The 21052-nt window shown below is 37.6% G+C and carries 23 protein-coding genes and 1 tRNA gene; 5 read left to right on the top strand and 19 right to left on the bottom strand.

The window, feature by feature from the left end; translation table 11 throughout:
• Window positions 1-42 precede the first annotated feature (42 nt).
• Window positions 43-360, top strand: a complete 318-nt coding sequence (locus tag BMW45_RS19095) for a hypothetical protein (RefSeq protein ID WP_092247680.1) — start codon at window positions 43-45, stop codon at window positions 358-360.
• A 79-nt stretch (window positions 361-439) separates the two neighbouring features.
• On the opposite strand, the gene BMW45_RS19090 is transcribed toward BMW45_RS19095, so the two are convergent.
• Window positions 440-1051 carry a histidine phosphatase family protein gene (locus BMW45_RS19090; RefSeq protein ID WP_092247677.1) on the bottom strand — a complete coding sequence of 204 codons (612 nt, stop codon included), beginning with the start codon at window positions 1049-1051 and terminating at the stop codon, window positions 440-442.
• An 18-nt stretch (window positions 1052-1069) separates the two neighbouring features.
• Complete coding sequence (locus tag BMW45_RS19085) at window positions 1070-1678, bottom strand: sigma-70 domain-containing protein (protein ID WP_092247674.1); 609 nt, start codon at window positions 1676-1678, stop codon at window positions 1070-1072.
• Window positions 1679-1819: 141 nt separating this feature from the next.
• Here BMW45_RS19085 and BMW45_RS19080 point away from each other — a divergent pair, with 141 nt between their 5' ends.
• A complete protein-coding gene (locus tag BMW45_RS19080) occupies window positions 1820-2695 on the top strand; it encodes a LysR family transcriptional regulator (protein WP_092247671.1) in 876 nt (291 codons plus the stop codon).
• Window positions 2696-2742: 47 nt separating this feature from the next.
• On the opposite strand, the gene BMW45_RS19075 is transcribed toward BMW45_RS19080, so the two are convergent.
• Together BMW45_RS19075 and BMW45_RS19070 are read right to left on the bottom strand one after the other, a co-directional pair.
• Window positions 2743-5109, bottom strand: a complete 2367-nt coding sequence (locus BMW45_RS19075; protein ID WP_092251126.1) for an ATP-dependent DNA helicase — start codon at window positions 5107-5109, stop codon at window positions 2743-2745.
• 193 nt (window positions 5110-5302) lie between these two features.
• Window positions 5303-5545: an HPr family phosphocarrier protein gene (locus BMW45_RS19070; RefSeq protein ID WP_025232174.1), complete on the bottom strand. Its 243-nt coding sequence runs from the start codon at window positions 5543-5545 to the stop codon at window positions 5303-5305.
• 437 nt (window positions 5546-5982) lie between these two features.
• On the opposite strand from BMW45_RS19070, the gene BMW45_RS19065 reads away from it, so the two are divergent.
• Window positions 5983-6053, top strand: a tRNA-Trp gene (locus tag BMW45_RS19065).
• 225 nt (window positions 6054-6278) lie between these two features.
• Here the strand turns inward: BMW45_RS19065 and BMW45_RS19060 are convergent.
• The 9 genes from BMW45_RS19060 to BMW45_RS19020 form a co-directional block, all read right to left on the bottom strand.
• A complete protein-coding gene (locus tag BMW45_RS19060) occupies window positions 6279-6782 on the bottom strand; it encodes a GNAT family N-acetyltransferase (RefSeq protein ID WP_092247668.1) in 504 nt (167 codons plus the stop codon).
• Window positions 6783-6898: 116 nt separating this feature from the next.
• Complete coding sequence (locus BMW45_RS19055) at window positions 6899-7492, bottom strand: TetR/AcrR family transcriptional regulator (RefSeq protein ID WP_092247665.1); 594 nt, start codon at window positions 7490-7492, stop codon at window positions 6899-6901.
• Between the two features lie 45 nt (window positions 7493-7537).
• Entirely contained in the window at window positions 7538-8308 is a 771-nt protein-coding gene (locus BMW45_RS19050) for a flavodoxin family protein (protein ID WP_092247662.1), read from the bottom strand.
• A 443-nt stretch (window positions 8309-8751) separates the two neighbouring features.
• Window positions 8752-9270 (bottom strand): hypothetical protein, encoded by a 519-nt coding sequence (locus BMW45_RS19045; protein WP_092247659.1) that lies wholly within the window; start codon window positions 9268-9270, stop codon window positions 8752-8754.
• Window positions 9271-9645: 375 nt separating this feature from the next.
• Window positions 9646-10410: a hypothetical protein gene (locus BMW45_RS19040; RefSeq protein WP_092247656.1), complete on the bottom strand. Its 765-nt coding sequence runs from the start codon at window positions 10408-10410 to the stop codon at window positions 9646-9648.
• Window positions 10411-10831: 421 nt separating this feature from the next.
• Complete coding sequence (locus BMW45_RS19035; RefSeq protein ID WP_092247654.1) at window positions 10832-11527, bottom strand: hypothetical protein; 696 nt, start codon at window positions 11525-11527, stop codon at window positions 10832-10834.
• Window positions 11528-11549: 22 nt separating this feature from the next.
• Window positions 11550-12050: a hypothetical protein gene (locus BMW45_RS19030; protein WP_092247652.1), complete on the bottom strand. Its 501-nt coding sequence runs from the start codon at window positions 12048-12050 to the stop codon at window positions 11550-11552.
• A 185-nt stretch (window positions 12051-12235) separates the two neighbouring features.
• On the bottom strand, window positions 12236-12565 hold the full coding sequence (locus BMW45_RS19025; RefSeq protein WP_092247649.1) for an LPS biosynthesis protein: 330 nt from the start codon (window positions 12563-12565) through the stop codon (window positions 12236-12238).
• Between the two features lie 689 nt (window positions 12566-13254).
• Window positions 13255-14538: a LysM peptidoglycan-binding domain-containing protein gene (locus tag BMW45_RS19020; RefSeq protein WP_092247646.1), complete on the bottom strand. Its 1284-nt coding sequence runs from the start codon at window positions 14536-14538 to the stop codon at window positions 13255-13257.
• A 642-nt stretch (window positions 14539-15180) separates the two neighbouring features.
• Here BMW45_RS19020 and BMW45_RS19015 point away from each other — a divergent pair.
• Complete coding sequence (locus BMW45_RS19015; protein WP_025232152.1) at window positions 15181-15381, top strand: cold-shock protein; 201 nt, start codon at window positions 15181-15183, stop codon at window positions 15379-15381.
• A 512-nt stretch (window positions 15382-15893) separates the two neighbouring features.
• On the opposite strand, the gene BMW45_RS19010 is transcribed toward BMW45_RS19015, so the two are convergent.
• Window positions 15894-17189 carry a LysM peptidoglycan-binding domain-containing protein gene (locus tag BMW45_RS19010; RefSeq protein WP_092247643.1) on the bottom strand — a complete coding sequence of 432 codons (1296 nt, stop codon included), beginning with the start codon at window positions 17187-17189 and terminating at the stop codon, window positions 15894-15896.
• Between the two features lie 536 nt (window positions 17190-17725).
• On the opposite strand from BMW45_RS19010, the gene BMW45_RS19005 reads away from it, so the two are divergent.
• The gene (locus tag BMW45_RS19005; RefSeq protein ID WP_092247640.1) at window positions 17726-18340 is read left to right on the top strand and encodes a peptidase E; all 615 of its coding nucleotides are present in this window, start codon (window positions 17726-17728) and stop codon (window positions 18338-18340) included.
• 399 nt (window positions 18341-18739) lie between these two features.
• On the opposite strand, the gene BMW45_RS29140 is transcribed toward BMW45_RS19005, so the two are convergent.
• The 5 genes from BMW45_RS29140 to BMW45_RS18990 all read right to left on the bottom strand — a co-directional run bounded on the left by BMW45_RS29140 (window position 18740) and on the right by BMW45_RS18990 (window position 20979).
• Window positions 18740-19147 (bottom strand): HAD domain-containing protein, encoded by a 408-nt coding sequence (locus tag BMW45_RS29140; protein ID WP_416388671.1) that lies wholly within the window; start codon window positions 19145-19147, stop codon window positions 18740-18742.
• 52 nt (window positions 19148-19199) lie between these two features.
• Window positions 19200-19346 (bottom strand): hypothetical protein, encoded by a 147-nt coding sequence (locus BMW45_RS27990; RefSeq protein WP_166433425.1) that lies wholly within the window; start codon window positions 19344-19346, stop codon window positions 19200-19202.
• A 28-nt stretch (window positions 19347-19374) separates the two neighbouring features.
• A complete protein-coding gene (locus tag BMW45_RS19000; RefSeq protein WP_025232149.1) occupies window positions 19375-19611 on the bottom strand; it encodes a hypothetical protein in 237 nt (78 codons plus the stop codon).
• A gap of 448 nt (window positions 19612-20059) precedes the next feature.
• Window positions 20060-20506 carry a DUF3955 domain-containing protein gene (locus BMW45_RS28250; RefSeq protein WP_207649108.1) on the bottom strand — a complete coding sequence of 149 codons (447 nt, stop codon included), beginning with the start codon at window positions 20504-20506 and terminating at the stop codon, window positions 20060-20062.
• Window positions 20497-20979: an RNA polymerase sigma factor gene (locus BMW45_RS18990; protein ID WP_092247637.1), complete on the bottom strand. Its 483-nt coding sequence runs from the start codon at window positions 20977-20979 to the stop codon at window positions 20497-20499. Before BMW45_RS18990 ends, BMW45_RS28250 begins: the two co-directional genes overlap by 10 nt.
• Between the last annotated feature and the right edge of the window lie 73 nt (window positions 20980-21052).

Raw genomic sequence — 21052 nt, 5'->3', positions numbered from 1 at the left:
TATAGTAATAAAAGATTTTTTTAATAAAGGAGTGCTAGATTTATGGATCTTCATCAGCAATTAAAGGACTTATCCCAAAAATATTCATTTGAAAACGCCCGCTTAAAGAAAGAGGAACAAAGTCCCTATCTGGAGGTGTGCCTGCAGCTTCAAGAAGAACACATTAAAAAGTTCATTGAAAAGGCCGGGCAGCTTAACTCCATTGTGGAATCATGTGCAAACATGGTCAGCATCTTTGACGATTCCGCTCCAATGGAGGTTCTTATGCAGACCTCCCTGCGCTGTGCTGGAAGGGATATGCTTTATATCCGCACCACCCCTTCCATGGTGAAAATCCTCATAGAAACACTATTTGATTAAGTACTGGTTCAAGAGAAGCAAGGAGGCCAAAAGGCTTCCTTGCTTCTTCTATTCTTCCCCTCTTTAAAAGGGGCTTTTTTTATTCCTCCATGTGGGAAATATCGTTCATCTCCAGCAGCATGAAATCTTCCGTCAGCGGACTGTAATTAACCGTTGTAATGCTTGCATTTTCTACAATAATGCTTTCCACCTCCGGATGATTTTGCATCATATAGGAGACAAGATAGGCGATGGTGGCGCCGTGGGATACAATAGCAACATCCTCTCTGCCGCCGGTGATTCTTAATATTTCCTTCACCGCCCACACACAGCGGTTTAAAACCTGGTCCCGGTTTTCCCCCCCTGGAGGAGACGCTTCATCAGGACATAAAGCCCACCGTTTATATTCCTCTGGATACGCTTCCATGATCTCATCCCACGTCATGCCTTCCCATTTGCCAAATTCCACTTCAATAAGCTGGGGCATGGAACATATTTCCACCTTTTGCCTGCTTCTGATCTTTTCGGCTGTTTCCATGGCACGAGTTAAGGTACTGGAAAAGATCCTTAAAACCGGGCGTGAATCCATGCCCTTTGCCAGCAGCTCCGCCTGCCTTCGGCCCGTTTCATTAAGAGGAATATCGTGGCTCCCCTGGATTTTACCCTGGATGTTCCAGTCAGTTTGTCCGTGGCGTATCAGATATATTTTCATCTCATCTCTCCCAGTCTCTTATTCTTCGTAATCGTAATCATCAGCCTCTTCATCCCCTGTGATCTCGATGCCTTCCACTTCTGCCAGGGCTTCTAAATCCATGGTTTCCGCATTCATGCTCATGGCATCCATTGCAATCTTCATAATTCCCTTTATTTCTTCCACGGTCATCTTCATTTTGTCTGCCAGCTCTTCTACCGTTGCCTCCCGTCCCAGTTCCCCTGCAAGAAGCTGTGATATCTGCTGAAGCACATTCACCCGGGCAGCCAGCTCTTCTTCTGTCTGCTTTGCAGACTGCTGTTCCTCCACAGCTGCATCAAGGGCTTCCTTGATTCTCCGGTTTTTAAAGCTGTCAAATTCCGGTCTGTCTTCTGAATTAACATACTCTTCCACAGCCATCATGAGAGCCATATTGGCTTCCTGGACCAGATCTGTCATAAGAACGCCCCTGCCGTCATATTCCCCGGCATATTCCAGGGCAGCACGTAGGTTTCCTTCTACAAGCCTTTTTTTCGCTTCTTTCCTGCCCTGTGCTGCTTCCTTTAAAAGGTCTTCCTGCTCTCCCCTGGTACAGGGAGGGATATGTCCCATCTCTTCCAGATACATCTGATAAAAATCATCATGCATACTTTTATACCGCTCCTTCTCTTTTTCATATCCTGGCTCCTGTGCCCGTACTATACCGCACCCCAGGAAATTTGTCAAACGCCTTTACAAACCAATCAGATCCATGATAGAATATCCATATGTTTATAAGGAGGACTAATAATGGATATTAATTATGAACTTTATAAAGTCTTTTACCACGTTGCCACCACCTTAAGCTTCTCGGAGGCATCCAAACAGCTTTTCATCTCCCAGTCGGCAGTCAGCCAGTCCATCAAGGTGCTGGAGAAAAAGCTGAACCAGACCCTTTTCATCCGGAGCACGAAAAAGGTGCAGCTTACTCCGGAAGGAGACATCCTCCTAAAGCACATAGAACCAGCCATTAATCTGATTCAAAAGGGAGAAAACCAGCTGCTGGAGGCCAATACCTTAAATGGCGGCCAGCTGCGGATCGGTGCCAGCGACACCATTTGCCGCTACTACCTTGTTCCATATTTAAATAAATTTCATAAAACCTACCCCAATGTACACATCAAGGTTACCAACCAGACTTCCATTGAATGCGCTCATCTTCTGGAAAGCGGGCAGGTGGATTTTATCATTACCAATTATCCCAACTCAGGGCTATTAAGCTCTCAGAATACCCGGGTCATCAACGAATTCGCCGATGTATTTGTCGCCAATCAGGAATATTTTCCTTTGAAGGGACAGACCGTAAGCCTTGGGACTCTCCAGACCTATCCTATTCTGATGCTGGAGAGAAAAAGTACGACCAGTGAGTTCCTTCATCACATGTTCCAAAAGGAGCAGCTTGATCTGGTCCCTGAGATCGAACTGAGCAGCAACGATCTTTTAATCGACTTAGCCCGCATTGGCCTGGGGATCGCATTTGTTCCGGACTTCTGCATTCCTGAGAATGACAGGGATTTATTCCAGGTAAAGCTTTCAGAAAAGCTTCCTACCCGTCAGATGGTCGTAGCTTACAATGAAAACTTGCCCGTTTCCCAAGCTTCCAAACAGTTTATGGATATGCTTTAACCGGTAATGACTGGATTTCCACTGCCGCCCCCTTTGGGCGGCAGCTTTTACTTTCGCCCGGCCCAAAAATTCTGGACCACTTCATCTACATTTTTTAGCTTCACTTCATAATACCCGTCCCATTCCCTTGGAAACAGGGCCTGATAGTCTGGCTTTATAAAACGCTCATCAAGCAATGCGATGACTCCCTCATCCCGGACGGTACGGATTACCCTTCCTGCTGCCTGCATGACCTTATTCATCCCCGGATACTGGTAAGCATAATCAAATCCGTTCTGCTCCCTGGAATCGAAATACCCCTTTAAGATCTCCTGCTCCGTACAGACCATGGGAAGTCCGGTGCCAACGATGATGGCTCCGATCAAACGCCCTTCCTTTAAATCAATTCCTTCCGAAAATACGCCTCCCATAACGCAGAGGGCCACAAAAGAATCCTTTCGGTCCTCCGAAAATTCCTTTAAAAACTCCTCCCTCTCCTGTTCGCTCATGTGAGATGCCTGGGACATATAAGCAAACTCCTGTTCCAGTCCTTCTGTTTCCTCAAGAATCGCTTCTACTGCCTTTAAATACTGGTATGACGGCAGAAACACCATGTAGTTTCCTTTTCGGGCTGACACGATTCTTCGCATATAATCCACTACCTTCTGGTATTCCCGGCGGTTTCTTCTGGTATAGCGGCTGCTGACATCAGAAGCAACAAGGAGTAAACGTTTCTCCTGATCAAAGGGAGACTGGGCATATACTGCATATTCTTCCTGGTCACCGCTTAGAAGCTCCTTATAATACCTCACCGGGAGCAATGTGGCAGAAAAGAACACGGTACTGTTTCCCTTGTCCAGACATTCTTTTAAGTTTTTCGCCGGATTTACGCAAAACAGCCTGAGTATAAAACGTCCGTCAGACAAAAGCTCTGTATAGATCCGGTAATTCTCATCCAGACGGTCATAGATATTTAAAAGATCCCGCAGTTTAAAATAGAAATCAAGAACCAGGTCCCGGTCTTTAAATTCCTCACCGGTTTCCATAAACTTCTCCATTTCACCGAAAAGGGTCATGATACCGGTCATAAAAAACCGGATGTCTTCCAGGATCTGAAACTCCTCGCATTCCCGTTTCATTTCCAGAAGCTCTTTGTTGCACCGCTCCAGCATCCGGACAAGCTTTGGGCTCATGGATTTCAAAATCTTTTTAATAAGAAGAAAGTCCTCCTTATAGACCGTTGCGCTGTACATTTCCCTGGCTCTTGGAACAAGGTTATGGGCCTCGTCTGTCAAAAACAGGTAATCTCCTGTGATGCCTTCGGAAAAATACCGTTTCAAACGGACATTAGGGTCGAATACGTAATTATAATCGCAGATAATGGAATCCACCCAGTTGCTGATATCCAGGCAGAATTCAAATGGGCATACCTTGTATTCCTCTGCATAGCGAAGTACCGTTTCCCTGGTGATTCCGGCCTCTTTGTGGATAATATCATAAACTGCATCTCCAACCCGATCAAAATGGCCCTTGGCATAAGGACAAGCATCCGGGTTGCATTCCGTTTTTTCAAGGAAGCACAGTTTTTCCTTTGCCGTAATAGTCACTGAGTTTAAATAAAGCCCATGCTCCCGCAAGATATCAAAAGCTTCTTCCGCAACACCTCTGGTTATGGTTTTTGCAGTCAGATAAAACAATTTATCTCCAAGCCCTTCCCCAATAGCCTTTATGGCCGGATAAACGGTGGAAAGAGTCTTTCCGATTCCCGTAGGAGCCTGAATAAAAAGGTTCTTCTTTCTGGCAATACTCCGGTATACGGCCACCACAAGCTCCCTCTGCCCCTTCCGGTAGGGATAGGGAAAGGAAAGCTCCTTTATGGACTCATCTCTTCTTATTCCATGGTTATATAAATATCTTGCCCATTTAATATACTCGTGAATCAGGCCCTGAAACCAGCGTTCCAGCTCCTCAAAGGTTTTTTCCACTTTAAAACGCCGTATCTCCTCTGTTTCAATATTGCAGTAGGTCATCTGCATGACAGCCCCATTCAGCCCGTGGTCATAACAGTAAAAATACCCATAGCACATGGCCTGGGCTAAATGTACTTCAATAGGCTCTGATAAATAGGACAAATCCATATACATGCCTTTGATTTCATCAATGGTCACCCCTTCCGGTATATCAATGATGCCATCGGCCCGCCCCTCCACCAGAATTTGAAACTGATCCACTTCTACCTCATGCTTTAACACCACTTCAGCCCGGTAGTCCGCTCCCATGCGGCGCTGGATCTTCCTGTGTATCCGGCTCCCTTCCTGCATGGCGGTCTTTTCAGCCCCGCCAGTCCGCCGGTTATCCAGGTCGCCGGAGCGCAGAACAAGCTCAACTAAATTCCTGACAGATATTTTCAGGACTTTTTTCTCTGTCTCCTCCACTCCGGCGTCCCCTCCTTTCTTTTCTTGCCCGTTCTTTTCTTTTTCATCTAAATACAAAGAGTGTGCATCCACAGCGGAGCTTTTTCCTATGAAGGCAATCGGATATTCGCAATCCGCTTCGCCACTTAATGAGGTTAAAAAAAGGGAACTGCAGGCCGTACGGCATACAATTCCCTCTTTCCGTTGCATCTGTTTATGCTGCTGAACATTTACCTGGAGCTTTCGCTGCCAGAAATGCCTCAAACTCTGCATCTTCCCCGTTAAATTCAACGGTCAAAACCTGTGTCAAATCTAAACTCAATACTCCTAATATAGACTTTGCGTCAATGGTTACTCTATTGTAATACACGTCTATGTCAAAATCACATTTAGCAGCAGCAGCAACAAAATTCTTCGCCTCGGCAACATTCGGCAACATAATCTTTAACTGTTTCATAATCACAACTCCTTTTTATGGTGAAGAAAAAGTTATAGAATATATATATCATGTTTGACATGATTTGTCAAATTATGTTTCATATACGATTATATGGCCCTTTTTTGTGCATATCCTGTAATTATATCTGAGGGAAAGCTTTGTAGATAAGCATATTTTTGATGAGACAAGTTTTATTTTGGGAATGATTATCAATGATACTTTTCATTCTAATTCAATTTCACGGTTTTATCTAATGATTTTCATATAAAACGCCAAACCAAGCCCATGAAATATAACTTTTGTCCATGGACTTCCTTTTCTATAATATTTTACCACAAACAGGGATTCAATAACAGCAGAATTAATTTTTTATTTTTTCCTAAAAACTGTTGCAATTTAAAAACTTCTATGCTATACTCTCTAAGTGCTCAGGCAGAGATATAATGCCGACCCATAGGGGAATAGTTCAATGGTAGAGCAACGGTCTCCAAAACCGTAAATGGGGGTTCGAGCCCCTCTTCCCCTGCTGTTGTGTTGCTCTGATTCCTTTATTTATAAGGGTTTCAGAGCTTCTTTTTTTTATTCTTGTGCCCAACTGTGCCCGAAGTCATTTTCAAAAGGCATTCTGTATCATTTCCAAAGTTTCTTCTTTTGGAAGTTTCATTTACACATTAGCCATAAATGATATCTTCTTTTCTAATTCATTTGATTATCACTCACGCGAATCTTATCCAGTTTTCTTTTCTGCTTGTTAAAAAAGTTCTTGTATCTTATTTTTTAAATCAAAAGCAATTCTTGGATCGCCATTCGCTACATGGATAATCCCACATTTTTCAAAACCATTTTTTAAAATAACTGCCTGCATAGGCTTGTTGTCTGCATGAGTATCTATTCTAAGATAGTCTATTTTGCTCTTACAATAATCAAAGCAAGCTTTCGATACTCCTTTTGCCTGTCCACTCCCGGCTAATCTGTGAATGGTGCCATACGGCATATCATAATGCCAGTTTCCTTGTTCAATCATATGGTAAGTAGGTTCTTCCCCAATGATAAATGCGAAAGTACCAACAATAGTCTCTTTTTCAGTGCAAACATAACAATTCCCGTTTTTAATATCTCTTTTCACCACATCTACATTTGGATAGGCAGGACTCCATTGGGTCGGATTTCCACTTTCTATCATGAACTTACGGGCATATTCATAAATCTTCATAATTGCCATTGCATCTTCTTCAACTGCTCTTCTAATTTTCATTTTATCTAAAACCAGCCTTTCGTTAGCACTTATTTACTCGCTCGTTAAAATATCCTCCATCCCATTAAATAACGCTTCAATACTATCTAGGACTTCATATATTTTACTATCAGCAGCTACTCCCTGTTATGTGTTCCGCCGCCGGCTAAGCCTTTCATCGTAAACTCTGTGAGGTAATCCAAAACCTGAGGAAAGTGCTGAAGCCCAATTTCCTCTTTATGGGTCTCGACGGTAACGATTGCCGTGAATATGGCCATGATCATCCCGCTGTCAATATCGTTCCTCATTTTCCCGTCTGCCTGCCATTTTTTTATGATCTCCGAAAAATCATTATACATGAAATCAAGACGTTCCATCCCTTTATCTTCACGGAAATGCTGCTCTATTTTGTCGAACACGTCCCTGTTATACCACTCTTTAAGGATTGGATTTGACTTCATGCCTTTTAAATTCAATAACATCAGTTCTTTGACTAGACTCCGCGGATCCTTTTCCAATTCAATTGATTTCAGTATCTTTTTCTTTAGCTTCTCGTTTTCTTCCATGAATATGGCCATGAACAGTTCCTCTTTTGAGGAATAGTAATTATAAAACGTACCTGTCCCTATTCCCACGGATTTTGTGATGTCGGATACATTGGTATCCTTAAAGCCATTCCGGCTGAACAGTTCTTTACCGCAATTAAATAAATCTGTTTTCGTATCTTTCAATAATAACCCTCCCACATGTTCTGTATATCAGACAGAGCTGAATCCCTAACTCTGCCTCGACATCCGACGCCCCATAAAATCAAAAATCCAGCCCGCCAGCTTTTTGATAGGATTCAAGGAGACATCGTGATAATAATCCGACTCAAACCAGCCCTTTGCTTTGTAATGCCGATAGTCACAATATTCATCGTTGAGCATTTCTTTCATGGTTGTCCGCGACATACGGAACATCATTAGCCTGAAAAAAGAAGGGTTTGGAGGAGACGGACGCATAAGCACTCGGCAAAACCTTGCAGTAGCTTTTTTGATTTCACGCGAGTTTTTTTCTTGTGCGGCTTTTGTGATCGGCTCCAAAGTCTTCAATACACAGCCTTTCGCAACACTATATCCAGAATTTTCTCCCATATTGCCAAGGTACCTCACAATAGAGTTTCCTCCGAAAATACCCTGAGTAACAATGGAGGTGAAAGCCTTGCCGAAAAAACGTGGCCGATGAAAAACAAAAGCCAACCGATCCAGTAGATTCTTCATGGGCGCTGAAACATGAAAGGAATAATTAGGGGTGGCAAATATAACACCGTCGGAATGGTTTATCTTATCAATCAGTAAATCCCGGTCGTCCTGTATGGGGCAGAATTCTTCTCCTTTATCGAAGCATAGCTTGCAACCCCTGCAAAACTCGAGCCGATAGTCCTTTAAGAAAACATACTCAAATTCGATTTCCGTGTACGAATTCAAATTTCTCTCAAATTCACGGACTGCTTCATAAGTTGCTTGCTTGCGGGTACTTCCTATAAACGCGGTTACCCTTTTCATTTAAGTCTTCCTCCTAATCGGCAAGATATGAATGAATGAATGAATAAATTATTATTCATTCATATCTTAGCATCTGTTTGTTTACCCGTCAAGCTAATTTCTCCCTTATATTTGACCATGAGGAACAAAACATTACTCGATGCAGAATAATATAGTAACCTCATAATGGAACATGGATAAAATTAAATTAGTCGAGCAGGCTAACTTTGCAAAAAAAGAATGTTTTATTCCCACTATATAGCCACTAGACATTTAATCTAATGGTTTCTGACTAAGAATAAATTTGCATCAAAAAAGCACTCTATGTAAATTTCTACACTAGAATGCTTTATTTCCTTGTATTTATCGCTATTAGAATATTTTTATTCACTTTTAGAAATACAAAGAGAACATTCTAAAAATATGGAGCTCTCTTTTATTTTGTAATCAATACCTAAATGATATTATTTTTCTACATAGAAATTTGTTACTTTCCATTCTCCACTAATGCAATCCATATCAATTCCTAAATAATCAAAGCTGTCTTTTTGCGCTTCCCTTATTTCATATTGTGCATTTACTTGCCCCGTATTTTCTCCGGAAGGTATAAAATTGTTAACTTTTAAGACAAGCCAGCTAATATCATCTAATGATTTTCTTTCTTCTGGAAAGCCGGAAAGTAAATCTATATCATCCGGATTTGCCATTAAACTTTTAGCGGTTTCAATATCAGCTAAGAAATATGCTCTATAAAATTCATACGCAGCTCCTTGATACTGGTTTCCTTCAAAGCTAACTAAAAATGTGTATCTATCAAGGAGTTCTTTTTCCGCTTTTATCAATGACGCTTCTGTCGAGGGGGTTTCAAGTTGGGTTGGTGCCGGAGTTTGGGAATTGTCGTTTGTTCCGCTATCTGAAACATTGCAAGCCCCGACTATTGTTGATAATAAAACGGGCATTAAAATAGCTGCAATTCTTTTCATAACAATTTCTCCTTTTTATTATGATAATTAAAATGCACACGAAAGTTCCAATTGCATAACAATTTTACCATAACACCCGAGCAGAATCTAGCTTAACCAGTCGCCACAAAACGTGCATTTTATCCTAATTCATGAATATTTAAACTATAACCATCAAATGGTATTACTTCAATTACCTTTTTTAATTCGTTCCGCTGTTCGTTTGGCAAGCAAGTCTTTTGTTGAAATGGAGAACTTTATGGCTTCAGCATGTGAAAAGGCCGTAAAGAAAACTTGCTAAATAAACAGTTCTTTCATAAAATCTCAATTATAGATTTAAAAACGGAACTATCGTTCCAGTAGAATATTTACTACTTCTTCAACAGCCCCTTCTTATTACTTCTCCGCATTAATAGCTATAATTTTTAATCCTTGGGACTGCATATCTTCATCCAACACCTCTCCAATCCATACTTCTCCATCCCCAAGCATAATACCCTCCCCATTAGCAAAAAGGTTCTTACAAGAAGCTGCCTTCAATGCCTCTTTATATTCCTCACTTAACACAATATCCGCATGCGCAAGACTTTCCGCATCCACATATTCTACTCCTTGTATCGTAATCGGGTAAGCAGTCGTTTCAGAAACCGCCGCCCAGTTATCATTCAAGAAGTTTACCTTTACCGCCTCCGCAAATGCTTCCACCTCCTGTTTTGACTTCGAGGTACACACGCTATAATAATCCATATCCTCAGAAACAAGACTTTCTTTGTCAACTACATCACTATGGCTTTTCTCTGACTTTCCACCTTCAGAGTTTTCTGCTACACCTTTATCAGCAATCAAACTCTCTTCCGTTTCTGTTTGGGGCGCTGCTGTTCCTTTCCCTCCATTGCCACACCCCATTAGTATCATAACAAAAGATGTGGCTACTAGTGCAAATATATATTTATTTTCTTTTTCCACTTTATTATAGGCTGCCTTTTCAGAAGGTGTAATAGGAGCGTCCTTGTAGAGAGTTGTGAACTGAAGTTTATTTGCTGCAATCCAATATTTATCGCCATTATGCAACCATTCCGCTGCCTCCTGTGTCCCCGGCTTCGGTCTTTTATACTTGTGCCATACATATGCTATAAAAATAATTCCTAACAATGTCCCCATAATTAAGCTACCTCCTTAGACAATGTAAATCCAGCGTTTTCAAGTGCTTCTTTCATATGATCATATCATACATGGTTGTCTTTTTCATTACAAATTATCTTGTCTCCGGGATTTAATACCGGCTGCTTATCTTTACTCATATTATCTTTTTTCCCTTCTAATAAAACACGGATTTTATATAAATTCCCGTTTCCTTGCTGAACTATATATGATTTTTCAGATTTATTTCAGTAAAGTATGATATTCTATTTAAGAACTGGCATCATATGTTCATACTTCGGCCGATAAAATCATACCCAGGTTTTGTCGGCCACTCTCTATTTATGCATGTATTCTGGAAAATATCAGTTTACTACAACAAAAAACTACTAAACGATATTGACAGCTAGTAGTCTAAGTTAACCTTTATTAAATTGAATTTTTATGGGAATACATATTCCTTCATGTAAGTAAAATCTTGATGTTCAACATAATATACCGTATTTACCTTTTTATCAAAAACAAGAGAGAAATCTGTAATCCAGTCTATTTCGTTCTGCCTCACATCATTTAATAATTCAAAAGCCTTACTTACATCAAATTTTACACTCTGATTTAATACTTCCTTCACTTTCTTATATCGACCACAGGAAATATTATTCTCTTCATGGGCATCTAATATAGCGTCATTTGTCATTATTTCAAATTTACCATTTCCCAACTCTCTATATCTATTTCCTCTTCCAGGCTCTATAATCCACACATTTCCATATTCCGTACAAATCATGTTATGGGTACTCCAATCTGGAACATTTACGATTTCTGTCTGTGATAAATATCCTTCCAAACTTTCCACATCAATTTTTCCGTCAATAATTCCCGATAAAAATTTTGCTGTATGTGTTACATCCGATGACCTTCTATAACCCCCTTTTCCATTAGAATTAACGCAGAGATTATTAAAGAATACGCCTGACTTATGGATACCAAAGCTTGGTGTGTTAATTTTTCCTGTATCAACATATACAATAAACCAATCTTTCTTTCTGGTGTTTACGGTATATCTCATCCCATTATTATCAAAGTTCATGCCTATTAGCCAATTATCTTCAGTCTTTTTAATAAAGCTTGTACACATAAATCACTATCTCCTTATATACTTAAATTGAATTTTGTCCGCACCAGGGAACGTATACGTCCATATAGTGGACTCCATCTATATCATATTCTTCTTCGAATGCAAGTCTATTTTCCCATGATGATGTTTTAGCAAATTCAAAAAGCATGTGGTATGCCTTGGTTATGTTCTCAAAAGAATTACTGTGCGGATTCGTTATAGTAATTGTTGCATAAGTATCCTTTTCTATATATGCGATTTCAGCTCCTTCACACTTTGGAACAAAATTCTCTGGTATGACGTACGCTGCAACATAGCCCCTTAGTCCGAACTTTTCCTGCTGTTCTTTTGTAACAAACGGAAAATCCCAACCAATTCGTTTTCTTTTGTAGCCCTCAATATCAAATAAGCCGCTTTTACCCGCCCACTTATCTATATAGGCAATAACATCCATTTCCGGAGCGGGACTGATAATAACATATCTAGCTACTCTAAATCTTTCAAGTGTAACGGTTTTGATATCACTATAAATATTTTTGTCCATTTGATTTCCTCCACAAATAAAAATAATCTACAGTTACAATTGCTAAACTAATTTCAGAAACACCTTACTAATTTAAATAATTTAGATTATGATTGTTTTGAATACATTGTCATAGACACCCCTGTGCCTTGTGTTATTGTATCGTCAGGCATCTTACTCATTAAATAATTTACATAAATGTCACTTTAATTTTCTCGTCTCAAAATTTCATTTGGTGGCTCTATTTCATTTGCTATTGTATGTTCAGTAAGTTCCGATAAAAGCTTAATTTTTTGGTTCACGATCGGTCGCATACAATTTGGTAGATGCTCTTGATGTGCTCTATGGATAGCTACACATTCTTTACAATTCCCATGATACCTACAAGCTTTTTTGCAAGAACAATGATCTTTTTCTTTATATTCCTCACGGAATTCTGCTGCAAATTCTTCCTGCAATTTTAGGCCCTCTGCCCTGTTGCCTTGCCGAAAAGCTTTCATAGCTTCCTTCTCTTTTGGATTTCCATCTATGATCATTATATTTCTCCTTCTAAATTTATATTTAATTAATATTTTATCTTAAAAACTACAAGCTATCAATACCAAGATTTCAGTTTAATTCGCAATAATTTCTTGTATAAGCCTCGTTATTAACGCAAATATCATTTTTACTTCTTATATTCTAGTATCATCTTACTTTAAACCACTTATTTCATTTTCTCAATCATCTTCCATACTCTTTCAATTTCATCAATCATATGGGGTGTCCCCCACGAAAAAAAGAATCTCACTGTTAACGATACGAGTGTTATTTCAACTATTTCTCTTCATATTCAGCATACAAATAAGCCGATCTTTAGACCGGCATACGTTTATCCTCTATGTTAAATGTACTAACAAAAACTCTTTCTTCATCTTTATCAATCACACTTTGAGTACTAGATTCATTAAGATTATATTGAGTCACTTTACCAGTCTCAGTATTTGTTATTGTTACACGCGCACTAGGTACTGGAACAGTTCCATTGCTTGCATAGATAGTTCCGGTATCGACATAATGCCTAATACCAAACTTGATTAATGTTTACAAAACACAAGGATGAATTGTTATATGCTTTACTCTCCGCTTTTCAGCTAAAAGAATAGCTTTCCGCAAAAGCTCTTTTATCGGGTTATGGTATGCTAATTAAAGCAATTGTTTTTTTGCAATCTGCTTACATGGACATTTAAAACTTCTGGATGTAATATTGCGTATTAATAACAAACCACATTTGTGCATCGAATTTCATAACGGTCCAAAATGATAAGCCTTGTAGACCATATTCTTCTACCAGTCCAGCCCTTGCATCAAAGCTTCTTGCATCTTTCGTCCATACTACATGAAGATTCCCATCACTATCCGTATAGTAGAAGAAGGGTGACTGTGCTGCTTCATTAAATTGTATTGGTATACCATTTTCCGCGGCAATTCTTACTGCACTGTCATAAGATATTATAGTAGCTTCTGTTGCACCTGGAACATATGGAAGTGTCCAATCATAGCCTAGAGCAGTAACTCCTAGAAAAAATTTTTCAGCTGGAATAATACTAACCATGTAATCTAACAATTCTCTTAAGATATTAACCGGGAAAATAGCGTTTGGATAGCTGTAAGTCCTTGCCCAATCATAAGAAGATAATAAAATTCCATCTACAGATTCAGATAATTTTGAATAGTCCATTTTTTCAAAACTAATTTTAGGGGTATTAATATTTGTAGCAGGCGTTATGGTAATTAGTACCCTGAAACCTTCTGAATGAAATTTTGCAGCGGCCCTTCCCAGAAATTCTGCATAGATATTTATGTTATCATAGTTAATGGCTTCAGTATATATGTTTATACCATAAAAACCTTTCATTTTCAGTATTTGAAGAGCATTATCAATCAGGCGATCCTGCACAGAAGGATTACTTAAAATTTTAAAGGAGACTTCACGGCTAATTATTCCCTCTCCCGTCATAGTGGAAACAAACATCATGGGCGCAGTACCATAAGTTTTAGCCAGCTGGATAAGTTCAGTGTCATCAGCACTGGAGACAATTTCTCCTTCACTTGTGGCCCTATAATTAAATATGGTCAGATAAGATAAAAAGGGAAGTGTTTTTTTTAAAACAGATTTATCTACATAAGGAAAGATATAGCCACTAGTGGCAATTGTTCTTGTTTTATTAGTTTGATAGCTTATAACTATGGATTCACCGACATACAAAATTTCTCTATCGGAAAGATAGGGATTATTTCTTAATATTTCCATTGGTGTAACACCATGCTGCACTGCAATACTCTCTAAAGTATCGCCGGCCTGGACGGTGTAGAGTGTTTCAGGTTGAACAATCACTATAGTTTGGCCTATTGCTAAATTAGCAGGGTTTGTAATTCCGTTTTCTAATATTAATCTGTCAACAGGGATTTTGTAATAATCTGATATTGATTTTAAGGTTTCGTCTGGTTGGACAACGTGTATAATCATGGTTCCCTCAAATAATCTTATTAATTTAATTATATGCTAATCTCACATGTTCATAACATAATAATATAGATATTAATGTATCTTAATATGCAGTAAAACTTGGCACAGACGGTTCCATTGTATTGAACTTAGTCCTATATGAATCAGAATCTTCATATATCTTAACCATACCTTTGATTGGTTTACATATATTATGTACTACTTGCCCTCCATACCATCTATTTCTATCAAAGTCGATATTAAAGGCACAACCATAAACTACTTCTCTGTTTTTAAAATCTTTTACTTGTAATTAAGCCATCTTTTATCTTCCAATTAAACGATGGTTTCTTACCATCTTACTTAAATTCGGATTAGGTCCTAGCTTTATGATATCTTACCAAATTCAGCCAGGAACACCTTTCCGCTTCGCGTTGTTCACTTATCTCTTTATCTCTTTTGTTAATTTTCTCATATCATCTCTTCTTTTCCATTATTTTTTCTTGACTTATTTCAAACATTGTGTTATATTAAATTAGTATTTTAAATAAGGTCTTGATTTCGCATGTATATGTAAGTCATTATTCTATTGATGATTTACATATATATGCGATTTTTAGTTTTAGTAAAAATATAATATTATTATTTAAGGAGGTATCTTTCATGACTAAAGGTACAGTAAAATGGTTTAATCCACAAAAAGGTTTTGGTTTTATCTGCGACGAGCAGGGCAACGATATATTCGTTCATTTTTCCGGTCTCGCAATGGATGGGTTTAAAACCTTAGATGAGGGACAGTCTGTAACATTTGATGTAACAGAAGGTAATCGTGGATTACAGGCCGTTAATGTTTATACGGTATAAACTACGTGAAAAAAGACTGCTAATAAGTGGTCTTTTTTTATTTATGTCTTCTACCTCCATAATATATAAATATCAGTTTATTCCACTAAACTTTGGGGCCTATGGCCCAAACATCGTCCATAGTGAACCCATATCAACCCAAGATATCTTTCATTTCAATACAAACATGACCATTAAATAAGACAGTTTGTAATGCACATTCAGCATCAGCCACACATCCTCCCGTAAAATCATCTAAGTCACTATAATTATACCATCTATTTCCTTGCACCCTTGGATTTTAAAATCCAAATTGTACCTTGGTGTAAAGAACGTATCCAATACCCCACATTCATTGCAGCTTCTTTTCATACATGCATCTGACTTGAGAGGTGTAAAGATAAATTCAATTCGTTTATTCGTATCTTCGAGTGAACTTAAATAATATGAATCTTATAATCTTATAACAATAATAACATATCTTATTTTATATCCTTCTTCTTTCATCTCAACCATATCAGCCCAGGTAATTCTTAGTCAATACCCATAAGCCTCTCTATGTAGTATTTAGTATTGATAATAAGCCACAATTGGGTGATGAATCTCATAATAGTCCAAATTGATAAACCTTGGAGATTATATTCTGCTACTAACTCTGCTCGTGCATCAAAGCTTCTTGCATCTTTAAACCATACGACATGTAAAATCCCATCGATATCCATATAATAGAAGTAGGATGACTGTGCCGCTTCATTAAATTGTATTGGTATATTATTTTCCGCTGCAATTTGTACCGCTCTATCATTAGATATTATTATAGCTTCTGTGGCACCGGGGACATATGGAAGTGTCCAATCATAGCCTAGAGCAGTAACTCCAAGAAAAATTTTTTCAGGGGGAATAATACTAACCACATAATCTATCAATTCTCGTAAGATATTAACCGGAAAAATTGCGTTTGGATAGCTGTAAGACCTTGCCCAGTCATAAGAGGAAAATATGATTCCATCTACAAATTCAGATAATCTTGAATAGTCTAATCTTTCAAAAGCGACGCTGGGGGTATCTACATTCGTAGCTGGTGTTATGGTAATCAGTACCTTATAACCCTCTGAATGAAATATCGCAGAGGCTCTTTTTAAATATTCTGCAATGCTATTTATATTGTCATTGGTTACGTTTTCGGCATATATATTTATACCATAAAAACCTTTTGTTTTTAGTATGTAAAGAGCATTATTAATAAAACGATCCTGCACAGAAGAATTATTTAAAATATTATAGGTTACTTCACGTCTAATGATTCCCTCTTCAGTCATAGTGGAAATAAACATCATGGGCGCAGCACCATATGTTTTAGCTAGCTGGATAATTTCAGTATCATCAGCACTGGAGATAATTTCGCCTTCACTTGTAGTCCTATAATTGAAAATAGTCAGATATGTTAAATAGGGGAGTGTCTTTATTAAAACAGATCTATCTATATAAGGAAATGTATAACCTATAGTACCAACTGATCTTGTTTTATTCGTCTGATAACTTATAACAATCGTTTCACCAGCGTACAAATATTCTCTATCGGAAAGATAGGGGTTATTTCTTAATAATTCCATTGGCGTAGTACCATGCTGCTCCGCGATACTCTCTAAGGTATCACCGACCTGGACGGTATAAAGTGTTTCAGGCTGAACAACCACAATAGTCTGGCCTATTGCTAAATCTTCAGGATTTGTAATTCCGTTTTCCAATATTAATCTGTCAACAGGGATTTCGTAATACTCTGATATTGTATAGATTGTTTCACCTGGCTGGACAACATGTATGACCATGACTTCCCTCAAATGATCTTATTAATTCTATTATATGCCAACCTACCTGTTCATACGATTAAATTTTCAATTTCTACCGATATAAAAACCGGATTTTATGGTTCATTTATATTTGCCTATAATTCATCTGTCCTATTGCTTATCATCTTCATCAATGAAAAGCATAGCTATCTGTAACTACTTCAAATGAGTTTCTTCTATTCAATATTAACTATACTAAAACCTTGTTTATTCAACTTTTCATCAAAATTCTCCCCGTCTATGTGAATACAATAAACTTGACTTCGATATTGTTTAGGTACTAGTCTTTTAACTTCACATTTACGCCTCCTTTTCTACTTTGAAATTGTGGTTTTATTGATATATAACCTTCTTAAGTGTTTTACTAAACAACTGTACGTTTAGAAATGCCATACCTGTTCATAATATCTTTAAACTTAACTATAATCAAATCATTAATTAAATAGTTTCACAAACTGACACCATTATACATTATACTATAATCAGCACAGCAACTAAAGGAGATTAAAGAAGCTATGAAAAAACTATTTTTGGTTTCATCTTTTAAGGATGTAGTTAACATATTTACAGATTTTGAAAAAGACTTGAGCGGCAAAACTGTAACCTTTATCCCTACCGCAAGCAAAGTGGAAAAGGTTATATTTTATGTAAATGCGGGTAGGAAAGCACTCGAAAAAATCGGTTTAACCGTTGACGAACTAGAAATATCAACTGCTACAACTGATGAAATAAGCTCTAAAATAAAAAACAATGATTTTATTTATGTAACGGGTGGAAACACATTCTATTTATTACAGGAATTGAAAAGAACAGGTGCAGATAAATTAATTATTGATGAAGTCAACTCTGGTAAACTTTATATCGGTGAATCTGCCGGAGCAATGGTTGTATCAGCGAATGTTGAATATGCAAAGGGAATGGATAGTATTAAAAAAGCACCGGACTTAGAGAGTTTCGATGCTTTAGGTCTTGTAGAGTTTTATGCTGTACCACACTATAACAATCCCCCTTTCAAGAAAGCTGCACAAAAAATTATTGATACTTATTCTTCTACATTAAAATTAACCCCAATTAGTAATAGTCAAGCAATATTGGTCAACAATAATGAAATAAAAGTAGAAGGCATCTAAGGTCAAAATAAAGCGCATACTAAAATTACAGAATCGCTGCAAAAGAGGAAAAAGAATAAAAATTTTATAAAGGAACAGTGGTTTTGAGAAATATTGCCCAAAGCCTCTGTTCTCTTTATTGGCAGAATAACAGATATCTTGTCACATAAATATATTTATACTTCCTCCATCTCATATTTACATTCTCCTTTCCATCATTGAATCTTGTTTTTATAGTAATAAAATACCACCGGAATCCAGTGGTAATCTATCAATTCTTTCTCAACTTGTTAAACAGTTGCCAAAAGTTTGATCTGTTGCAGTTTACTTTGCTTCTTAGTGAATAATATTCTTGTAAGCAATTCCCCTTAATGTCATATGCCTCATCAGATATATAGATAGTTGTATCACCATATTCTTTTAACGCATTCGATACAAACCAAGCTGCCGAGCAGGAAAATCTGTAAGTAAATCCTCTTCAATAATTAAAAATGACTCTACTGACTCGCTCCTCCAATTGTCTAGCCATGATTTAATCTCTTTACCACGATATCTACTTGGCAATATCGGAGTTCTTGAGATAAATATGATCTCAGATTTCTTTAGCCTTTCTTCTAACCTGTTGAAATCTTCTACGTGTTGACTATGTAGACCATAATCTCTATCAAACCAGCCTATTCGCCAGGTTGAAGATAGGACAATCTTTGCCCCTGTTGCATCAATAATTTTCTTTAGCAGTTTAATCCTGTTATCATTTACAAAATAAATTCCGCCAATTTTATCTCGACATCCGTTGAAATTTAATACACCATAAATATCTAAAAATATTACTATAATAAAATCATTCCTTTATTGAATGTCCTGTTTGTTGTATTAGTTCTCAAAACAATTCATTATGAGATGAATCAGAGTCATCATCTGTTATTTCAACTTCGCCATACCTATCCTTCATTGCGTTTGCCATTACAATTGCCTCTTCCTCTGAAAACCCCAAATCTACCCATGCTTGCACATCTTCGTTTAGCATCGTTTCTTCCTCCAATACAACAGCTAGATTATTTGCGACTCACAATCATCGCAGCGATATACCCCAAACCAAAAATCACACCAGCAACCAACCATGATAAAGCACATTTGATTATTGTCATCATCGTAAGTGCGGACGTTAACGCTCCAGCCTTTGATGCCGATACACAAACCATAATAGGCTTTATGAATAAACTCCAATATCCAATATAAGCAGCCAAGATTATCCCGATAAAAAAAATCACAATAGACAAATAACCTCGCATAAATTCACCTCCTTATTAACCCTTATTATATATTATTCACATTATTCCCAAATGAAACATTATTATCATTCAGTTTCGTTTTTACCCTTACCTTTTTTAATAGAGCACGATTCGTTATTCAACTAACATTTTCTGTCTTTATATCCTTTCCTAAGCTTCTTCCAATGACTCTATCTCATCAATTGCTATGACTTGCCTCCAGAAAGGAAAGCTGTAACCCACTCAGCAACTTGTTTATCAGAAAGCCCACTTTCTATCGATTTCTGTGTATCCGCTCATGGCCTTCTCAGTTAGAGTACAATATTAATATCCTCCTTTAAATAGTTCTTTTATCTGTAAAATATCAGTTTTCTAGACTAAATTACTTCAAAAAAACTACTAACTAAGTTACATATAGTTAGTAGTTTTTTAGCTCATTTATATTATTGGCTACACATAATGATCATGATCATTTAAACAATTTAGAATTTAGCATGTGCCTTTTTATAGACAGAACCCCTAGAACAAGTCCTGACAAAAATGCAGCCAATCCAAACAGGTAGGTTAGCGGAATCAAAGCAAACGGTTCCACCAGAAATCCTTCTGCAGTTACATAACTGCCGATTCTATTATATGCCACCACGCACCCCACACTGGCAATAATAGAAAAAAGTAATGTGCCTGTAAAAAATGATGACAGTCTATCCTGTTTCCATTTCTTTGCAATATTATTCATAATTTTTACATCCTCCGTATTTTTAACAGCTTTTATCTCAATGTCAATCTGCTTCAGTTCGTTACGGCACATTTCACACGTTGATAAATGATCTTCAATTAATTTTCGGCTGTCTTCACTGCATACATTATCGTAATACAACGGGAGCAGGTCCTTTATAATTTCACAGGTTATTCGCATTCTATTTTCTCCTTTACTTTCATTTTAGCTCGATGGTAAGTGACTCTCGCCCAACTTTCTGTTTTTTCAAATAGGCTCCCTATCTGTGAAAAGGATAAATCTCCAAACACCCGCAGCATAAAAACCTCCTTATAGGGTTCGCCTAAGTTATGAAGCTCTTTGTGAATTTTAAATACAGATTCTTTTGTTAACAAGCTCTGCTCAATCGTTGAATCAGCAAGAATATCTTTCGCCTCAGTTAAGTCCTCATAATACTTCTCTCTCTTTTTGTATGTGAAGAATGTATTTTTTGCAATTTGGCATAACCACACATAGAGCTTGCACTTTCCATCAAATTTATCTATATTTTTTAAAGCTTTAAAAAATGTCTCTTGTGTTATTTCTTCCGCAATCATTTCATCTCTGCTTATTGACAAAACATATTTATAGACATCCTTGAAGTAAAGACTGTATATTTCATTGAAGTCCGCCACTTTTTCACCTCGCTTTCATACATAAGACTACGGGGGATCGAATTCGTTACAATTATTTTTACTTTGACATAAT

Origin of the sequence: Lacrimispora sphenoides, from assembly GCF_900105215.1 — a bacterium.
GTDB classification, from domain to species: Bacteria; Bacillota; Clostridia; order Lachnospirales; family Lachnospiraceae; genus Lacrimispora; species Lacrimispora sphenoides_A.
This window is presented reverse-complemented; position numbering and strand designations above follow the sequence as displayed.